Raw genomic sequence first — 17,766 nt, 5'->3', positions numbered from 1 at the left:
CGTACCGGTCGGGCCCGATTCGCCGCCCGTATCGCTCACCGGTTCTGCATATGATTCGCATGTAGCACCGCGCTTCCAAGTTCCTTCCTTGTCGCCGCACGTGAGACGGAGCATGGGTGCGGGCTGTGGTAGGCGTGTATTTGGCCGAAAGCCGGCCAGTTCGCCCGCATCGAGGCTGATCGGAGGCGTAGGGGATGGTGTTCACGGTTAGTGGGACACCGATTTCTGCGACCCGGGGCGGCCAGTTCGAGCACCGGCCAGATGGGTCGACGGACGATCGGCTCGTCCACGACGTGATTGCCGAGTGGGTCGGCCGGCGGCCCGACTCCGTCGCGCTTCGCATGGTCGACACCGCCGGAACGGACGTCTGGACGTATCGGCGGCTGTGGGACCGGGTCGGCTGGATCAGGGACGGCTCCTTCGCCGACCTTCCGTTCGGCTCGCGGGTACTGATGGCACAGGCCGGCGACGCCGACTACGTGGCTGGGTTCGTCGCCGCGTTGGCTGCCGGGCTCATCCCCGTCCCGTTGTTCCTCCCCTCCGCTGATGCGCCCGAACGGTTTCTTCGACGGGCGCAGCACATACTGCGGGACTGTGCACCGGCGGCGGTCTACACCAGTGCCGACTTTGCCGATGTGCTCGGACGCGATCCCTTGCTGAGCGGGCTTGCCATCCGTACTCCGGATTCCACGCCCGCCGCCTCGCCACGCCCACCCGTCGATGCGACGACGACCAACAAACGGGTCGCGTTCCTGCAGTACACCTCGGGCTCAACGGGCGAACCGAAGGGCATCGTCAACACGCACGAGTCGATGTTGCATCAGCGCGCCATCGGCTTGGCCCTGTGGAACCGCCCCGACGATGTCAACACCGTCAGTTGGCTTCCCCTCTACCACGATTTGGGCATCTTCTGGGGGGTCCTGCTGGCGCTGGCCACCGGCGGGACCGCCACCGTCATCCCACCACTCGAATTCGTGCGCAATCCGCGGATCTGGCTGCAGACCGTCACCGAGGTGCGCGGAAACTGGATCGCCGGACCAGATTTCGGCTACCGGCGTTGCATCGATGCGTTCGACGAAGAGACGATCGAACCCCTCGACCTGTCCTGTCTTCACCTGGCGACCAATGGCGCCGAGCCCGTCCGCCCCTCCACCCTGCGTGATTTCGCGGCGAAGTTTGAACCGGCGGGCTTTCGGGCCGATGCCATGGCGCCCCAATACGGGCTCGCAGAAGCCGGCCTTGCGGTTACCGGGATGTCCACACCCCGGCTGTGGGTGCAGTCGAGCTTCGATGCCGAGCAACTCAACCGCGGGCGGGCCGTCGCGGTCAGCGAACGACCCGACGAGAGCACTCGCGCACGCACGCTGGTGAGTTGTGGCGACAGCACATTCGGGTGGGACGTGCGCATCGTCGATCCGGAGCGGCGGACGGTGGTACCCGACGGCGAAGTCGGCGAAGTCTGGGTAGGGGGAGTCGGCCTGCCGCAAGGATACTGGGGGCGGCCGGAGCAGACCGCGGAAACATTCGGCGCCACCACCGCGGACGGGATGGGGCCCTACCTACGCACCGGCGACGCCGCATTTCGGAGCGACGGCGAAATGTACATCTGCGGGCGCTATCGCGACCTGATCATCGTCGGCGGCGGCAACTACTTCCCGAACGACATCGAGTCGACCGTCGAGGAGGCACGCTGCGGGGTGGAAAGCGGTGGGGCCTGCGCCGTTCAGCCGGAGGCATTCACCTCGGGCGAAGAATGGTGGTTGATCGTCGAAACCGATTATCCGGCATCGGATCTCGGCGACATCAGTCGGATACTGCGACGCAGAATTCTTCAGGTACACCAGACCGCACCCGAGCGCATCGTCTGGGTCCGCCGGCGCGTGCTGCCCAGGACGACGTCAGGGAAGATCAGGCGTCGCAAGGCGCTCGCCATGCTCAACGCCGGAGACTTCGATGTCGTCCGCGAGGTATCGGCTCGGCCCGCGCCGTCGGGAATAGCCTCAGCGCCAACCGAATTGGCCGAACACGTCGCCGGCCTGCTCGGCGTGCAAGCGCATGAACTGGCGGGTGACGCCGATCTGACCGAGTGGGGCCTGACGTCGATGCTGACGGCACAGGTCGTCGAGTGGTCAGCGGCCCGGTCGCGGCGCCTCGACTTCGCGGACCTGTATGCCGAACCGACGCTGGACGACTGGCAGCGGCTCTTCGACGGCGCGCCGCCGGCCCCGGCGCTGAATCCAAGCGGGACCGGATCCGATTCGTTCGCCCTGACGGCGCTGCAACGCGCCTATTGGATCGGCCGCGGTGCGGAACAACCGCTCGGCGGAGTGGGCTGCCAGACCTACTTCGAACTCGCCGGCGTCGTCATCGACCCGCGGCGCCTCGCCACTGCCCTGGACGCGCTCGCGCACCGGCACCCGATGTTGCGCAGCAGGTTTCCCGACGCCGATCGATGTCGGATCGCGCCATACAACATCCACGTCCCGGTGCGGCTGCACGACTTCGCCGAGGCCACCGACGCCGTGCGCGTCCGCCACCTCGACGAGGTCCGAAACAGGTTGCGCACCCACCGATTCGGGCTCGAGACGGGAGACACCTGGCGCGTCGAACTCACTCGCCTGCCCGACGGCTGCATACTGCACTTCGCGCTGGACCTCATCATCGCCGATCTGACCAGCATCGGTATCCTGCTGCGTGACCTGGCCGCGCTGTACCGCGGTGAGCGACTGCCCGCCGTGTCGGCGGAATTCGGCGATCTCGTCTGCGTGACACCGCCACAGCCGGCCGACGACGTCGAACGGCTTCCCGAAGGTCCGCAGCTACCCCGGGCCGAGGAACGAGAGATCGCGTTCCGGCGTCATCAGCACACGCTCGACGCGTCCGTGATCCGGGCCATCGACGCGTCCTGCCGGGCCCACGGAGTCACCCGTGCCGCGGTGTTCCTGGCCGCCTACGCCTCGGTGTTGCGACGCTGGTCCAGCACCGAGGATTTCCTGATCAACGTGACGACGTTCGGCCGCCCGCCGGGTGTTTCGGACGTGATCGGCGATTTCACCAAGACCCAGCTGCATCGCACCGGGGTCGAGGAGCCGGCGGGCTTCGCCGACCAGGCACGCGGCGCGCAGCGCGGCCTGCGCGCCGCGCTGGCGGCGCCCGAAGCCACCGACCTGCTGGCGGCCCAGCTGCACGGCGGCACCGGGCACAGCGGGATCGCCCCCGTGGTCTTCACCTACGCCGCCGACACAAGCGTCCTTGCGCCGCGCGACGCCGAAACGCTCGGCACCGTCGGCGAAGTGGCGTCCATGACCCCGCAGGTGATCATCGACAACCAGGTGGGCGCCGTCGGGGACGACCTGATCGTGTCGTGGGATTACCGCGCGGGCTGTTTCCCGCCCGGTGTGGTCGCGGACATGTTCCATGCCTATGTCACGTTGCTGGAGAGTCTGGGCACCCACGATTGGTCCGGCCCCGCGGTGATCGATCTGCCGGAGCATTCGCGACGGATCCGCCGGCAACGCAACGCCACGACCGCGCCGCGGCCGGTGGGACTGCTCTACGACGCGTTCCGGGAGCAGACGCAAGCCGATCCCACCCGGATCGCGCTGCGCTGGGCGACGGACGAATTCGACGGCGGACCCTACCGCGACCCGATCTCGGCCGCATGCTCCCAGTTGTCTTACGGCGCACTCGACGAACACGCGCGTCGCGTTGCGGGGGTGCTGGCCGATCGGCATGCCCCCGGCTCGGTCATCGGGGTCCAGCTGCCCAAGGGACCCGCCCAGGTCGTCGCCGTGCTCGGCGTGTTGATGGCCGGCTGCAGCTACCTACCGGTCGGTGTGGACCAACCGGAGGACCGGTTCGCGCGCATCTGCGCCCTGTCCGGCATGTCGGGGGCTATCCGCTCGAGCCAGGTGGCGCACGGAGAGACAACCGTGCGTCCGATGGTTCACGATATCGAGTCGATGCTTGGGTGCGCGCCGGTCAATCCCGTTCCCGCTCATCCCGGCGACATCGCCTATGTGATCTATACTTCCGGGTCCACCGGTGACCCCAAAGGCGTGCTGGTTTCGCATTCGGCCGCCTTGAACACGATCATCGATGTGAACCGTCGCAACGGAATTCGCGGCACCGACTCGCTGTTGGCGGTGTCGGCACTGGATTTCGACCTCAGCGTTTACGACATATTCGGCCCGCTCAGCTGCGGTGCGAACGTGATAGCCATAGCCGAGCGATCTCGTCGCGATGCTTTCCGCTGGAATCAGCTGATCGCCGACTTTGGTGTCACCCTATGGGATTCGGTCCCGGCGTTGATGGACATGCTGCTGATCGCCGCGGGGGAGGGAGCCGCGCCGCTGTCGAGTCTGCGGACGGTGTTTCTCTCCGGCGACTGGATCCCGCTGGACCTGCCGCGCCGTCTGCGCCGAGCCGCGCCGGAGGCGCGACTGGTTGCGATGGGCGGGGCCACGGAAGCCGCGATTTGGTCGAACGAATTCGTGCTCGATTCCGACGTCGACCATGACTGGGTTTCGGTACCCTACGGATATCCGTTGGCCAACCAGATGTTTCGTGTCGTCGACGACAGAGGCCGCGATTGCCCCGACTACGTGGCGGGTGAGCTGTGGATCGGCGGCGCGGGTGTCGCGCAGGGGTATCAGAACGCGCCCGCACTGACCGTCGAGCGATTTTTGACGGACCGGGCGGGCAACCGGTGGTACCGCACCGGCGATCTCGGCTGTTACTGGCCCGACGGCACCCTGCAGTTCCTGGGCCGGGTCGATTCCCAGGTCAAGATCAACGGCCACCGTGTGGAGTGTGGCGAGATCGAGCACGTTCTGCGTGAGCATCCCCTGATCGCCGGGGCGGCGGTGGTGCCGGTTCAGGGCAACTCGGCGCTTGGGGCTGCAGTCGTAAGCCGCAGCAGCACAACGGGATTTACCGATTCGATGCCGGCCCAGCTGCGCCATTACCTGGCGGATCGGCTCCCGCAGTACATGGTTCCGCGATGGTTCGTCCCGCTCGCCGAGCTACCACTCACCGCAAACGGGAAGGTCGATCGGCGCCGCGTCGCGTCGGAAGTGGATGCCTACTCGCGAACGGCGGCAGGGCGGGAGCCGGCCGTCGGGCTGAGCCCGGTCGAGCGCTTGGTCGCCGGTGTCTGGTCCGAGGTGCTCGCAACGCCGATCACAAACCGAGACGACAACTTCTTCCAGCACGGCGGCGACAGCCTGCGCGCAACGCAGGTGGCCGTGCAGCTGACACGCCGGGGGGTGCTCGGCGCGGACGTCGGTCAACTGCTGGGCAGGCAGACGCTCGCGGAGTTCAGCTCCGTGTGTGTCCTCGGCGGGCTCGCGCAGGACCCGGCCGTGCCCGCCGTCGAACCCGTGTCGTGCGCAACCGGTTTCCCGCTGACGCGCCTGCAGCAGGCCTACGTCCTCGGCAGCGCGGGGCTTAACGGCAGCCTTTGTGCCCCGACGTATTTCGCTATCGTCCTGGCGGCGAATGCGCCCGGGGACGCCGTCGCGCTCGACCGCTTCGCGGCCGTGGTCGGCCGCTGTATCGACGAGTTCGCGGTCCTCCGCTGCACACTGGACGCCGACACGACCCAGCGCGTGCACGCCGCCGGCGCCCCCGTGTCCGTCAACGTCGTCGACGCCGAGGGCCCGGACGCATTGATGCGACACATGGCCGACGCATCCTTCGATCCGCGGGCGGTTCCGGTCATTCAGTGTTTTGCGCCGTCGGGTTCGTCGCGGTACGTCGGTTTGCTGGTCAACTATCTGAGCCTCGATGCCCGTAGCCTCGCCACCGTCATCGCGACGATCATCGCCGACTACCAGCAGGCGCCCCGGCCGCGGCAGGTCGATCCCAGCGCCGACGTCTTCGCGCGCTACGCGGCCGAAAGCCAGCGGCGAGATGAGAGCGTCGACCATGGGGTCGGCGCGCCGCCGGCGCTGCCGCTGACGGGGCGTCGCATCGACTCGGCCACCCGCGCCGGCTTCGCACGCACCAGCTTCACCCTGGGCCCGCACGAATTCGCCGGCCTGCGCGACCGGGCCTCGCGGCTGCGGGTCACTCCCACCGCCCTGATCTTCGAGGCGTTCACCGACGCGCTGCACTCGATCGGCGCCGGCGAGCGGTTCGCGGTCGTCGTCCCCACGTCACACCGACCCGACTACGCACCAGCGGACCGCGAGGTGCTGGGCAACTTCACCAGGCTTGCGCTGTGCGACGTCGACTACGTTGCCGCGCAACCCGGTTCACGGCAGGCGGTGATCGCCGCGCAGGAGCAGCTCTGGCGTGCCGTCGGCAGCGCTAGCGATGCAACCGGGCATCTCGCCGCGTCGCGCGCGGCCGGCTCGGCCGGTCACCCGGTCGTGTTCACCAGCACGCTGGGGCTTGCCCCCCAGGGGGAGGCCGTGTTGTCGAATGTTCTCACCTTGACCCAGACCCCCGGGGTCTGGTTGGACTGCCAGGTCGAGGACCACCTCGAAGGCGGGGCCGCCGCGGCCCGGGTCAGCTGGGACGCGGCCACGGGCATCATCGCCGATGAATCGCTGGCGGAGGCGTTTTCGCGCTTCGAGCACGCGGTGCGCCGCCACGCGGGGCAGGTGAGCGAGGATACCGGGCCGGTCGTGCGGTCGGAGTCGCAGCCTGCGGATTCCGGCTGGGCCGGCGCGGTGATCGCCGCGGCGGCCGGTCTGTGTGAGGGCGAGCAGGTCCATCCGGAGTACGAGGTGCTGGTGCGGCGCTGGCAGCAGGTGGGCGGAACTGCAACGGCGGGCGGGGACACCGCGCGCGCGGCGCGCAGGTTGGCCGACATCGTCATCGGAGCGGCCTCGCCGCAGACGCTCGTCGGCGACCCGCAACTCGCCCCCGAGGCGATGCTGCTCGCCGAAGCCCGCGTGCAATGGGCGCTCGACGATCTCTGCGAGCGCGTTTTCGCGCATGCGCGCCTGGCCGGTCGGCGGCTTCGCGTGTTGGAGGTCGGTTCACGCACCGGGTTGATCACCCAACGTGTCACCGGCATGGTCGGCGCGGTCGTCGACGAGTACCTGTGCTACGAGCCGAACCCCGTGCTGGCCGAAATCGCCGCCGGGCGGCGCGTCGCGACGGCCACCCGGCCGGTCGCTTCGCCGGAACACATCGCGGCTGTCCGGGTGGACATCGTGATCTGCTGCGGGTCGCTGCACCAACTTGTCGACGCGGGGACCGTGCTAGATGCGCTCACCGTGGCCGACGACGGCTGGCTGTGGGTCGCCGAGTCCTGCGAGATCACCGCGGCGACGCTGGCCAGCGCCGCCGTCCTCAACCCCGTTCTGCTGTCGGCTGATTCGGAGTACCCGCGGGCACCCGATCGGTGGTGGCGCTTCCTGGCGGAACACCGCTGGCGGCCGGTGCAGATGACACAGGACGGGCCGGGCCTGACAATCATCGCCCGCCCACCACTCGGATCCACGCCGCCGCGAGCGGTCTCGCGGCCCGATGTCGCGCCGACTGCAGCGCTGCCGCAGCGAAGGCCGGTGATCGACGAGGCGGTGCTGGCCGCGATAGCCGGGGCCTGGCAACGGCACCTGAACATCCCGGGGCCCGACTTGCCCTCCGCCACAGACGATTTCTTCCTGCTCGGCGGTGACAGCCTCGTGGCGACGCGGGTATATGCCGACTTGCGGGCCGCCGGCTTCGAGCGGCTGGCGCTGGTCGACCTGTTTAATTACCCGGTGCTGGGCGACCTCGCCGCGCACGCCGGTGCGCCCGTTACGCCGCGGCGCACCGAGGACCAGGCCGCGACGGGGTCTGAGTCGCACCACGAAACCGAATTCCCGCTGACGGTCGTGCAGCACGCATATCTCGCAGGGCGTGAGGGCGGTTTCATGCTCAGCGGCGTCGCCGCGCACTGCTATTTCGAGTTCGCGCCGAACGACTTCGACCGGGCCAGGTTCGAGAAGGCCGCGCGGCAACTCATCGAGCACCATCCGGGATTGCGCACCACCGTGGCGACCACGACGAACGGCGCTGCACCGTCGCGCCTTCGCGCCACGGTGCACCCGGCGCCGATCGAACCGGTGGTGCGCGAATACGACAACATGCGAGCGCGAATGCGTGATCAGGTCATCGACCTCACAGCGCGGCCGGGAATCGATTTCGGGGTTCAAGTGTCCGAAGACGGGCGCAGCGTGGTGGGGATCAGCATGGACAACGTCATGCTCGACGGCACCAGCATGATGATCGCCCTTGCGCAGCTGGACCACCTGTATCGGGGTGGAAGCATCGATGAACTACCGCCGCCGAAAGCATCTTTCGCCCAGTACGTGAACAGCCACCCCGAGCTGTGGCCCGGCGCGGACGAGCTGACACTGCCACACCTCGCGGCAAGCCGCGCCTACTGGCGCGCCCGCCTGCCCGCGCTGCCGCCGGCACCCGAACTCGTTCCGATGCAGGTGATCCTCGCTATCGACACACCGGTGTTTGATCGGGTGGAAGCGACTGTGGTCCAAACGGATTGGGAACGGATCACACAGAAGTGCCGGACCGAAAGGGTCACCGCCGCCGCGTTTTTGCTGGCCAACTACACCCGGGTGCTGGCTCGATGGGCAGGAACGGCCGACTTCTGCGTCAACGTCACGCTGTTCGACCGGGACCCCGGCGTTCCCGGAATCGAGGACGTCATCGGAGATTTCACGTCGCTGCTGCTGCTGGAATGTCACGCCGACGCGGGCGTGTCGATCTGGGAGCAGGCGCGTCGCCTGCAGCACCAGCTGATCACGGACCTACCGCATCGCACCGCGGACGCCGTATGGCTGCAGCGCGAACTGCTGCGCCACCACGGCCAGCCGGCGCACGCGGTGTTTCCGGTGGTCTTCACCAGCGGGCTCGGGCTGATCGATACTGCGGGCAGGTCAACGTTTGAGTTCGGCGACCTGGTCTTCGGCCTGTCCCAGACGCCCCAGACGGTCCTGGACTTTCAGATGTGGGAGAAAGCCGGATCGCTATCGTTGTCGTGGGACTTCGTCACTCAGGCGATTCCCCGCGACACCGCGCGGCGCAATCTCGACATGATGGTGGCCGCCATGGTCGCCTCCGTCAATCCACCCGAGGACGCGGCGCAACCGGACAACCCGGGCACCGGTGACGAACACGTCGAACGTGTCTTGCGCAGCTGCGCGGCCGCCCTCGGCGTGTCGCGGGTCGAGCCCCGCGACAACTTCTTCTTGCTCGGCGGTGACTCGGCAACCGCGACGAGGGTGGTCGAGCAGCTGCGCCGGGATGTGTCGGCCACGGCGACACTGCGGCTGCTGTTCGAGAACCCGGTCATCGGGGAGTTCGCGGAGAAGCTCCGGACCGTCGCGGAGAGCACGGCCGGTTGGGCTTCCGAGGACGGCTTCGAAGAAGGTGTGCTGTGAGCGCCGCCCAGCTGATCGACCAGGTGCGCCGCAGCGGAGTTCAACTCTGGGTCGACGGCGACAACCTGCGCTTCCGGGCGCCGCAGGGCGCGCTCGGCGCGGACCTCAAAGCACAACTGTCCGCGGCCAAGGCGGACGTGATCGCCGAGCTGACGCGCGAGACTCAGGTGCTGCGGGCACCGCAGGACAGGTTCGAGCCGTTCCCGCTGACCGACGTGCAGGCCGCCTACTCGGTCGGACGCACATCGGCGTTCCGCTGGGGCGGCGTCGGGTGTCACGGCTACGCGGAGTTCGCCGTCGACCACACCGTCGCGACGCCGACTGCCGACGAATATCGGTCCGCGTGGCGCAAGGTCGTCGACGCGCACGACATGCTCCGCTGTGTCGTGCACCCCGACGGCTACCAAGTCATCCGTCCCGACCTTCCCGATGGCCTCACGGTCCACGAAAGCTCCGACGGCCGGCACATCGCGCACGAGCGCGTCCGCGTCGCGAACGAGCTGCGCAACCGCACCTACCCGCTGGGCGAGGGCCCGATGTATGACATCGTCGTGACGATCGGTCCCGACGACACCGTGCTGCACGTTTCAGTCGATCTGCTGATCGCCGACTTCGTCAGCATCTTCACCTTGATGACCGATTTCGGGCTGTCGCTGCTCGACCGCGAATACACGCCTCCCGCGATCGATTTCAGCTTCCGCGAATACCTGCTGAACCTCGCCCGCCACCGCAACTCCGTCGCCGGATCCGTTCGCCGGCAACGGGACCTGGACTACTGGCAGGCCCGGCTCGGCCGGCTGCCGCCGCCGATTTCGTTGCCGCTGCTGCCGACCGACCGATCGGCGACCGAAGCTCCCGCGGTGGCACCCACCTTCTCGCGGCGCTCAATGCGGTTATCGGCCAACCGGTTCGCGGCCTTCGAGCGTCACGCCACCGAGCATGGCGCCACCGCCAGTGTGGCGATTACCGCGGCTTTCGGCGCGGTCCTCGGGCGATACGGTGACCGAGACCATTTCCTGCTCACGTTGACGACGATGGCCCGCCACCCCTTCACACCCGAGGTCGGCCGACTGGTCGGGGACTTCACCGGCACCAGCGTGCTGGAAGTCGACGTCGGGGGACAGCGCACGTTCACCGAACTCGTGCAGGCGACGGGTGCCCGCCTGTTCGATGACATGGACCATGCGTCCGTCGGGGGCGTCGACATCGCGCGGATGCTGGCGCGAAGCGACGAAAACCGTGGCGAGCACTCGCCCGTGGTGCTCACCTCGACGCTGGGTGTGGGTGGCGGCGTGCGGGACCTCGGTCCCAACGGTTCGTTCCTGCGCCCCATACCGGGCCGGGGGCTGAGCCAGACCCCCCAGGTGTTGCTGGACTGTCAGGTGTTCGAGATCGACGGCGGGTGTGAGGTCAATTGGGACACCCGCGACGAGGCGATCAGCCCCGAGGTGCTCGACTGCGCGTTCGCCGACCTCCGCGGTGTCCTCGAGACGCTGAGCACCGACCCTACGGCCTGGGATCGTCCCGTGCTGCCCGCGCGCGCCCCCGAACCCGCCCGGATGCAGGCGCCGCCGAGCGGCGAGTCTGCCCTGCTCCAGGCCGGTTTCCTGCGCCGGGCCGCCCAGGCCCCGGACGCGGTCGCGATCCGGCAGGGTGATCGGTCGATCAGCTACGGAGAATTGCTCGCCGCGGCCCGCTCGGTCGCCGCCGAGTTGTCGGCGGCCGGCGTTGGTGTGGGTGACTACGTGGGAATTCGACTGCAGGAGAGCCCGAGTCAGGTAGCGGCGATCCTGGGCACCGTGCTCGCAGGCGCCGCGTACGTGCCTTTGGACGTGGAATGGCCGGACCACCGGGTAGCGCAGATCACCGAGCAGTGTGCGCCGGCCGCCTTGTTCGAACCGGGCGGACGAATCGATGAGATGCTCTCCGATCGGGCGGCCTGGACGCCCCGCGCCGCCCCGGCGGCGGGCGCGTCGTGCGGGCCGGATGACACCGCATACGTGATCTTCACGTCTGGGTCGACGGGGATTCCCAAGGGAGTCATGGTAAGTCATCGCGCCGCGGTGAACACCCTCAACGATGTCAACGATCGTCTGAAGATCGGCGCTGCGGACTCGGTGCTTGCGGTATCGCAGCACACCTTCGACCTGTCGGTCTACAACATCTTCGGGATCCTCGCCGCCGGCGGCGCGATCGTGCTCGGCGGCGCACGCAACGACCCGCAGGCCTGGTTCGACGCCATCTCGACGCATCACGTCACCATCTGGAATTCCGTTCCCGCGCAGATGCAGCTCCTGCTCGACCATGTCGGCGATCGGGGGACGCTGCCGACGCTACGACAGATCATGTTGTCCGGCGACTGGATTCCGGTGTCCCAGCCCAGGCGGATCGCGTCGTTGGCGCCGGCGGCTTCGATGCTCAGCCTCGGAGGTGCGACCGAAGCCGCGATCTGGTCGATCTGCCATCCGCTCGACGCGCGCCGGTACGCGCGCAGCGTCCCCTACGGCACCGCGATGCGCAACCAAAGCGTTCACGTCCTGACGCACCGCGGCGAGCCGGCGGCCCCGTGGCAGATCGGCGAGATCCACATCGGTGGAATCGGTCTCGCGCAGGGCTACCTCGGCGACCCGGCGCGCACGGCGGCGGCGTTCATCGAGCATCCGGTCAGCGGCGAGCGGTTGTACCGGACCGGTGATTACGGTCGGCTGACCGACGACGGCGTGGTCGAGTTGCTCGGCCGCCGCGACAACCAGGTCAAGATCCGCGGTCACCGGATCGAATTGGCGGAAGTGGATTCGGCGCTCTGCGCCGTGCCCGGGGTGCGGACCGCCATGAGCACCGTCGTCGGCCGGCCGCCGCACGAACGAGTCATCGCGGCCGCGGTGGTCCCCGCCGCCGCCGGCGGCGACGAGGAATCCGAACGCCGTTGCGGCGCGGCGGCTGTGCGCCGCGCCATCGGCGAAGCGCATCGAGGGCAGACCACCGGTCTTGACACCGAGAAGCTGCTTCGCTTTGCTTCGGCCGCCCGCGCGACCGCGATCGACAGCATGTGCGCGGCGCTGGGCGCCGTCGCTCAACCGGGCGAACGGATCGGCGTCGACGAACTCGCTTGCCGATTGTCGTTGCCGGACCGCTTACACCGCTTGTTCCGCCGTTGGCTGGACGTACTCGTCGACGAGGGCCGGCTGACCCGGCACCCGGGGTCGATCCTGGAACTGACCGAACACCACGAGCTTTCGGAGTGCGCCGCGCGATGGCGACACGTCCGTGACCTGGGCGCGGCCGTCGACTACGGCGACGACCTCCTGGCGTACGTCGGCGAATGCATCCAGAACCTGCCCGGCCTGTTGGCGGGCACCGTCGATCCGCTCGGGTTGCTGTTCCCGGAAGCCACCGTTGACGTCGCGACGGCGGCCTACCGTGAGAACCTGGTGAGCAGATACACCAACGGACTCGTGATATCCGGTGTTGCCGCCCGCGCGAGCCGGGCGACACCCGCACGACCGCTGCGCGTCCTGGAGATCGGGGCCGGTGTCGGCGGCACCAGCGCCGGGCTGGTTGCCGCGCTCGCGCGCTACCACGTGCACTACACGTTCACCGACGTTTCGCACTTCTTCCTCGCGCGGGCCCGGCAGATGTTCGCCGAGCACGACTTCATCGACTACCGAATCTTCGATATCAATCGCCCGCCCGCCGAACAGGGCTTCGCCCCTGGCTCATTCGACGTCGTCGTCAGCGCCAACGTGCTGCACAACGCGGTCGACATCGACGACACGCTCGCCATGCTGAACCGCCTGCTGGCACCGGGTGGCTCGCTGGCCTTCATCGATGCCACCGCCCTCAGCCACCCGCTGATGATCTCGATGGAGTTCAAAGAGGGCCTGCACGGGTTCACCGACGCGCGGGCGGGGACCAACGCGGCGTTTCTCACGTATGCCCAATGGCATCGTGCGCTGCAGCGATCACCGTTCGGCGAGGTGCAGAGCTTCCCGCCGCCCGATCACCGGCTCGGTCTGCTCGGCCAGCACGTGTTCTGGTGCGACTCGGCATCCACTGCGCAGACGCTCCGGCCCGCGGAGCTGATCGAGCGCGCCCGGGCTGTTCTCCCGAGCTACATGGTGCCGCAACAGCTCATCTGCCTGCCGGCGCTGCCGCTGACGGCCAACGGCAAGATCGACCGAGCGGCGGTAACGGCCGAGCTCGAGTCGCTTCGGTCCGCGGCCCGCGGCGGGCGAGGGGACGTCACCGCGCGATCGGGCTCGCTGGACGCGATGCAGTCCCGGATCGCCGAGATCTGGGCCGCGGTCCTTGGCCTGGAGCCGGACCAATCGCTTTCGCCCGCATCGGATTTCTTCGCCCTCGGCGGCGACTCCCTGCTGATGGCTCAGGCGATCGGCCGGATTCGCCGCGAGATCGCCGAGGCCTCGGCGCTTGCCTGGGACGACCTGCTGCGCGCGATGGTCTCCAATCCCACCTTGGCTGCGGCCGCCGACGCGGTGCGCGGGCGCGCCACGGGCGGTCGGGCGAGCCTGTCCGACCCCGCTTCCGCGCCGCTCTCGCCGCTGGTGTATCTCGGCGCGGGTCAGGGCTTTACGCCCGCCCGCGAGATCGCGGTCTGCGTGCACGACGGAAGCGGGGGGCTGGCGCCCTATGACCAGTTGATCCCGCACCTGCGGGCGGTGGACGACCGGGTGCCCGATCTGTATGGGCTGCAAAGGGTTCCCGCGGACGGCTACTCCCAGATCGCCCCGGCTGAGCTGTTCACCACGTTGGCGGCACGCTACAGCGCCCCGATCATCGCCCTGGCGCCCACCAAGGTTCATCTGCTCGGTTACTGCATGGGCGGATTGCTGTCGGCCGAGCTGGCGAAGTGCCTGGAAGAGGCGGGTATCGACGTCGGCACCGTGACGGTGGTCAGTTCCTACCGGGTCCCGATGGATGTCGAAGACGATGACGTCCTGGACTACTGTTTCGCCCAGATTCTGGGGGTTTCACCCGAGGTGCTCGGGATGGAGGTCGACGACGACGAAGTCCGCGGCGCGTTCACCCGCGCCAGGGCGCGCTACGCCGACGTGATACCCGCCGGCGCCCTGCGCAGTGTCGCCGAGCCCGTGCTGGCGGCCTGCCTCGAGCGCAGCGCGGAAGCCGGGGAGCCGCGGCTGAAGCTGCTGGCCGAATCGGGGGCACTGGGCGGGTCATGGGACGTCGGATCGCTCACCGAGTTGCGGTCGATCTTCGTGCACAGCCTGAAGGCTGTGGTGCACGGCGCGGCCGAGCCCTTCCTGGGCGACATCCATTTCCTTCGGCAACGCGGCGACATCCATTTCCTGCCAACGCTGGCCGAAGACATGACCGCGTTCTGGGCCGAGTACTGCCTGGGCAAGCTGACCATCAGCGAGATCAACGGAAACCATTTCGACTGCCTGACCGGAGACAACGCGCAATCCGTCGCCAGGCTGCTGGTTGACTCCTGGGCCGACACGTGACGAAGGTGTTGCTCTTCGGCAGCACCGGGGCGGTCGGGGCGGCCTGCGTCGACGTTCTGGCCCGCCGCGGCGACACCTCCCTGATCATCGCCGGCCGTGACGAAGCCAGGCTGCGCGAACGCGCCTCAACGGTCGCGGCCGATATCGAGACAGCGCGGCTCGACATCACCGACGCGGCCGCCGTTGCCGACGCAATGAAACGTTGCGACGTCGTGGTCAACTGCGCCGGACCGTCACAACGACACAGCGCCCAGGTCGCCGGCGCCGCCGTCGCCGCCGGTGTGCCCTACGTCGACCCGGGCGGCGACTCCGCCCTGCTCCACCGGCTCGCCGGCAGCGGAGTGCCCGTCGTGCTGCAAGCCGGTGTGCAGCCCGGCCTGTCCGGATTGTTGCTACGGGCGGTTGCGCTGCACCGAACCGACCAGATCGACGCCATCACCGCATGGTGTGGCGGACTGCAGCCGCTCACACCGGCGTCGGTGCTCGAGTACGCGGCCAGCCTGCACGATCCACACAGCCACCCGGGTGCGGCGTTGCGCGACGGGGTGATTCGCCGGATCGGCCACGATGAGCGGAAACCCGCTCCGGCGCAGTACTTCCCCGGGCCGGTCACGGTGCATCCGCACCTGGATGCCGAGACCGTCGCCGTGGCGGCGCATCTCGGCGTCGGCAACGTCTGGTGGACGAACGTGTTCGATGGAGTGCACACCGCGCGGGCGATGCAACTGCTGGCGGTCGGCGACCGACGACCGCGTGGCCAGTCCGACACGGACTCGGTGTTGGCGGCGGCCAAGCTTGACTTGTTCGGCCGCCAACCGTATTTCACCATCGTTGGCACCGCACACGGCGGCGTCGGCTCCACGACCGTGGTCTTCACCTGCTCGGACAGCTACCGCATCACCGGCGCTTTGGCCGCGTTCGCCGCCGAACGGGTCGCGGACATGCCGGCGGGCGCACACCCGTTGTGGCGCCTTGACGAGCCGTGGGAAGCGCTGGAGTTCTTGACCGACAACGTGCCCGGTGCTCAGGTCGCGCTCGTCGATGACGCGGCGCTTCCGATGGTCGAGGAGGGCTCGCTGTGACTGCGGGCGGTCAGGGCCGCCCCAGAGCGGTCGTCGTCGGGGCGACCTTCGGCGCCATCTACGCGGAGGCCTTGGCGGCGCTGCAAGCACCGGTCGACTTGGTCGGAGTGGTCTCCACCGGATCGGAGGCGTCGGTGGAGCTGGCTGAGCGCCTCGGGGTTGCGTTGTATACCTCGCTGGAGAGCCTCCCGCCTGTCGACCTCGCGTTTGTCGTGGTGCGCTCGGGGGTGGTTGGCGGAGAGGGTTCCGGCATCTGCGAGCGATTGCTCGCCCGGGGCATCCACGTAATGCAGGAACAACCCGTGCACGCCGACGAGATGCTGTCGCTGTTGCGTGTCGCGAAGGCGAATTCGGCGCGCTACGCCGTCAACGACTTCTACAGCCGCGTCGCGCCGATGCGTCAGTTCATCGGTGCCGCGAGAGTCCTTGATGCCGCGTCGCCCATCCGCTATGTGCATGCCCGTTGCGCGATCCACGTCGCCTATCCCTTGTTCACGATTCTGGGTTCCGTCATCGGCCCCCTGACACCATCGCGGATCATGGTTTCGCCACAACCCGTCGGCGCCGCGAGTTCGTTTGTCTCCGGCCGCATTATGCTCGGCGACGTGGCCGTCGACCTGCTGATCCAAAACGAATTGTGCGCCACCGACCCCGATAATCACGCGCGGCTGATGCACACCATCACCGTCGGCTCGGATGCCGGCGAGTTGGTGCTCGCCCACACTCACGGGTCGACCCGGTGGCATCGGCGACCTAACTCTGCGGCCGGGGCGACGGATGTGCCGATCGCCGAACGTGTCGGTATCGATTTCGAACCGACCACATCGGAGGTGCGAAACAGGTTGTGGCCGAGTGCCGTTCGACTCGCGGCGGCCGATTTCATCGATTCCATCAGCCGCTCCCGCACCCTGGTGTCGCAGAGGTTTGTGCGCGCGACACGATTGTGGTCCGAATTCACATCGGCAATGGGTCCGGCGACTTTGATCGAAGCGCCACCGGCGGTGCAGGTCTCGGCTTCGGACCTGGTCGTTCGGTGACCGCCCGCGTGCGGGCGCTGTCGCGATCGACCCCGGGTAACCACGTCATCGTCGTATTCCCGCACGCGGGCGGCAGCCCACGTTTCTTCTCGTCCTGGTGTCGGGAACTACCGGCGGGAGTTGACCTGTACGGCGTCACTTACCCGGGGCGAGACCTGCTGCTCGACGAACCCGAACCGGATACGTTGGTCGACCTGGCATCGGATTGCGGTACCGAATTGGAACCGATCATCCGGGGGTCGGGCTCGGTCGTGATATTCGGCCATTCGATGGGCGCCTGCGTGGCGCTCGAGGCAGCCCGATCACTGGAGCGGTCGGGAATGCCCGTCACCGCACTGGTCGTATCGGGGGCGGACGCACCGCACCTGGAGCCCCACCCAGGCATTGAGCGGGCGTGGCACCGCGCCTGCGACGACGACCTGGTCCGGCATACGGGTGAACTCGATCTCCGCAGCCTCGAGGTGCTGGCGGTGCCCGAGCTACGACGGTTGTTTTTGCCCGCCATCCGCGACGATTATCGCCTGATCGAGAACTACCGGGCCGAGCCGGATCCCCAGCTGTCGTGCCCCCTGCACGTGATGTACGGCACGTCGGATCCGGAGGTGACGGCGTCGCGTGTCGCGGCGTGGGCGGCGTACACCCGGGCTGACTGGCAGGTGCGGCCGTTTCCCGGCGACCATTTCTATCTCACGGCCCACGCAGCCCAGATCGTGGCCTACCTCTCCGACATCGCCGTCACGTGTGGTCGTCGACGCTGATC

Annotated in this window: 5 protein-coding genes; all 5 read left to right on the top strand. The window is 68.3% G+C overall.

Going from position 1 to position 17,766, the window contains the following annotated elements:
• Positions 1-293: 293 nt before the first annotated feature.
• The 5 genes from BST11_RS14200 to BST11_RS14180 are packed head-to-tail and all read left to right on the top strand — an operon-like array spanning position 294 to position 17,764.
• Positions 294-9,401, top strand: a complete 9,108-nt coding sequence (locus tag BST11_RS14200; protein ID WP_244897650.1) for a non-ribosomal peptide synthetase — start codon at positions 294-296, stop codon at positions 9,399-9,401.
• Entirely contained in the window at positions 9,398-14,887 is a 5,490-nt protein-coding gene (locus BST11_RS14195) for a non-ribosomal peptide synthetase (RefSeq protein WP_083138578.1), read from the top strand. The genes BST11_RS14200 and BST11_RS14195 overlap by 4 nt, the downstream gene beginning before the upstream one ends.
• The gene (locus tag BST11_RS14190; RefSeq protein WP_083138577.1) at positions 14,884-15,969 is read left to right on the top strand and encodes a saccharopine dehydrogenase NADP-binding domain-containing protein; all 1,086 of its coding nucleotides are present in this window, start codon (positions 14,884-14,886) and stop codon (positions 15,967-15,969) included. The genes BST11_RS14195 and BST11_RS14190 overlap by 4 nt, the downstream gene beginning before the upstream one ends.
• Positions 15,966-17,006 (top strand): Gfo/Idh/MocA family oxidoreductase, encoded by a 1,041-nt coding sequence (locus BST11_RS14185; RefSeq protein ID WP_083138576.1) that lies wholly within the window; start codon positions 15,966-15,968, stop codon positions 17,004-17,006. Before BST11_RS14190 ends, BST11_RS14185 begins: the two co-directional genes overlap by 4 nt.
• The gene (locus BST11_RS14180; RefSeq protein WP_083138575.1) at positions 17,003-17,764 is read left to right on the top strand and encodes a thioesterase II family protein; all 762 of its coding nucleotides are present in this window, start codon (positions 17,003-17,005) and stop codon (positions 17,762-17,764) included. The genes BST11_RS14185 and BST11_RS14180 overlap by 4 nt, the downstream gene beginning before the upstream one ends.
• Positions 17,765-17,766 lie beyond the last annotated feature (2 nt).

The organism is Mycobacterium alsense (assembly GCF_002086635.1).
Classification (GTDB): domain Bacteria; phylum Actinomycetota; class Actinomycetes; order Mycobacteriales; family Mycobacteriaceae; genus Mycobacterium; species Mycobacterium alsense.
This window is presented reverse-complemented; position numbering and strand designations above follow the sequence as displayed.